At 57.4% G+C, this 3,086-nt stretch carries 2 protein-coding genes; both read left to right on the top strand.

Going from position 1 to position 3,086, the window contains the following annotated elements; translation table 11 throughout:
* The first annotated feature begins 833 nt into the window (after positions 1–833).
* Positions 834–2,033, top strand: coding sequence for a pyridoxal phosphate-dependent aminotransferase family protein (locus QZ170_RS09085; RefSeq protein ID WP_297180201.1), 1,200 nt, complete (start codon positions 834–836; stop codon positions 2,031–2,033).
* 123 nt (positions 2,034–2,156) lie between these two features.
* Positions 2,157–3,086: ecotin family protein (locus tag QZ170_RS09090; RefSeq protein ID WP_297180203.1), on the top strand; the 930-nt coding region annotated here is incomplete at its 3' end.

Below are 3,086 nucleotides of genomic sequence, written 5' to 3' on the forward strand. Positions count from 1 at the left end.
GGAGGAGGCTTACTATGCTCGTTCCCCACCTGCCTCCTAGGTATCCTCCGCCCTCCACAACCGTCCCCGTCAGCCCAAGCCCCTACCCCGCCCAAAGCCGTACCTCACCCCACTCGGGGGTGGCTTACTATGCTCGTTCCCCACCTGCCTCCTAGGTACCCTCCGCCCTCCGCTATACCGTCTACCCCGCCCTATACCATATTATATATAGAAGGCCCACCCTACCCCATCACGGAGTACCCACTATATATTATATATAATGGAGTAGACGAAGCGGGAGAGCGACCTGCTCTCAACCCGACTTCCCCAGCTCCTCCTCGGTGAGCTTGGGCACCCCGACACTGGTTATCTCACTGATACCCAAAGGAAATCAGCAGGGCAAGGCCAAAGGGTGAAGACGGGCTACTCCCTCGGCTAGGGCACTAGGGGGTGCTATCCGTAAGAATATAAAGAAGGGGAAGCAGGGGGCAAGGTGGACTCAAATAGTGGCTACTAAATAATATTCGGTAATCGAGCTCGTTCGCTCCAGACACATAATCAACTAGGAACAAAGGAGTTCCGCATCCCCTTCACTCAAAGAGTGCACGATTTTGGGAGAAATGTGTACTTTTGCCCGTATTTACGAAACATGGGTCACACCTTCAGGGAATCTTTGGATCAGGCTGTGACTCTTTACCCACATTGATAGAGGGTGTCCCCCTCTGCCCCCAGCACCCATCGAATGGAGGTGGAGAAGACGCCCAGCCCTAGCTCCGAAGAGGCGGAGCTCAGCACCCCCCAGAGGGTTCGGCTGTGCTCACGCTGAGGATCGCGGGGCGACAAGAAAGAATAGAATGAACTTACTCGAGCAGAAATTAGCGTGCTATACCGAGCCTCAGCGGGCTCAAGCCGCAGGGATCTATCCTTACTTTAGGATGATCGAGAGCGACCAGGACACGGAGGTGCTGATCAATGGCAAGAAGGTACTGATGTTTGGCTCTAATGCCTACCTAGGCCTCACCAACCACCCTGAAGTCAAGGCCGCCGCTATCGCCGCTATTGAGAAGTATGGTACGGGCTGTGCCGGTAGCCGCTTCCTCAATGGTACGCTAGACTCACACATCGAGCTGGAGAAGCGACTCGCTGCCTTCGCAGGCAAGGAGGATGCGATCATCTTCTCGACGGGCTTCCAGGTCAATCTGGGTGTGATCTCTTGTCTCCTCGGCCGAGAGGACTATATCATCTGGGACGCTCTCGACCATGCCTCCATCATCGAGGGGATTCGCCTCTCTCCCGCCAAGAGCCTACGATACAAGCATAATGATATGCAGGCCCTAGAGCGCCGCCTACAGCAGTGCGAGCAGGGCAAGATCAAGCTCATCGTCGTCGATGGCGTCTTCTCTATGGAGGGTGACCTCTGCAACCTCCCCGAGATCGTACGACTCGCCAAGCAGTACGGCGCATCGGTGATGGTCGATGAGGCTCACGGCTTTGGTGTCCTCGGAGACCATGGTCGTGGGGTCTGCAACCACTTCGGACTCACGAACCAGGTGGATCTGATCATGGGTACCTTCAGCAAGAGCTTCGCCTCCATCGGCGGCTTCATCGCGGGGAGCAAGGTCATGATTAACTACCTAAGGCACCACGCCCGCTCCTACATCTTCAGCGCCAGCTGTACCCCTGCGGCCACAGCTGCTGCGAGCAAGGCACTAGACATCATGCTCCGTGAGCCAGAGCGTGTACAGGCTCTCAAGGAGAAGACACAGTACTGCCTAGAGCGGTTCCGCAAGCTAGGCTTCGAGATCGGCAATACGGCGACACCGATCATCCCCCTCTTCATCCGAGATAATGAGAAGACCTTCCGTATCACAGCGATGCTCTTCGAGGAAGGCGTCTTCGTCAATCCCGTCGTAGCCCCAGGTGTGGCTCCCGAAGATACGCTGATCCGCTTCTCTCTGATGGCGACACATACCTACGAGCAGCTCGACCGGGCGATCGATGCCCTACACCGAGTCTTCGTAGAGTACGAGGTGCCTCTACACCCCGAGCCCTAAGAAGCTACGGGGCTATCTAGCCACAGAGGCAAAGGATATTTTTCCACAGGGATGCGGGTACTTTACTTCTAGAGTGGAGTACCCGCTCTCTCTTCGACACCAAGATACGTAATAGAGACTGAAATGAAGTGCTTAGATCCCATGAGAGCCCCATTGGTCTCCCTAGCCCTCGCCGCGCTCTGCACCTCATCCCTGGGATGCCATGCGACGAAGGAGGCACAGGAGAGCCAGAGCGAGCAGGCAGAGGATGCTCTACTGACCTATGATATAGATGCGGTGGGCTTCCCCCCACGCACCTTCGTCTTCACCCTGCCCGTCGTCCCCTCAGTCGAGGATTACCGCTTCGAGCTCACCCCGATACAGCGCAACGTCCACCCCAGCTCCATCTGTAGGCTGGAGGGTCGCCTAGTCTCCGCAGAGAGCCAAGTCGGGCTGAGCTACTACGTCTACAACGGATCCAGCGAGACCATCACCTCACTAGACTACACCCCCGAGGGCTCCGGTAGGCAAGCTAAGTACTGCGTGGGAGAGCCACTCCTGCTCCCCTTCAGGGGCAACCGTCAGGTCGCCGTCACCCTACCCGAGGGTATTCAGCTCGGCTACCGCTACTGGAAGGCTACCGGGGCGATCCAGGAAGCGAAGCCCTCCGAGGCACCCCACAGTCATGCCCCCAAGGGCTTTGTCCCCTACGTCATCACCACCCCCACGGGAGCTAAGGCAGAGAGCTACTACATAGAGCTCATCCCCAGCAAACTCCTAGAGGTGGACTGCAACATACATACGCTCAACGGCAAGTTTGAGCTACAGAGTGACGGCGAGAGTGACCTCACCTACATCTTCCGCTCCGATGGGACGACCCTCTCCACCCGTATGGGATGCCCTGAGAACACACTCGAGGAGAAGCTCATCCGCCACCCAGGGATCGTCGTCCTCCGTCCTGCAGGAGCCTCCGTAGAGGTTTGCCTCCCCGAAGGCTTCACGATGCGCTATCGTATCTACGCTCCCGAGGGGGACTTCACCCCTCTGCCCGAGCAGGCAAAGAAGAGCTCTGCC

This window comes from uncultured Porphyromonas sp., assembly GCF_905372525.1.
Lineage (GTDB): Bacteria > Bacteroidota > Bacteroidia > Bacteroidales > Porphyromonadaceae > Porphyromonas.

Coding starts and splice junctions, on each gene's coding strand:
- QZ170_RS09085 (WP_297180201.1), top strand. CDS start 834: ATGAACTTACTCGAGCAGAAATTAGCGTGCTATACCGAGCCTCAGCGG.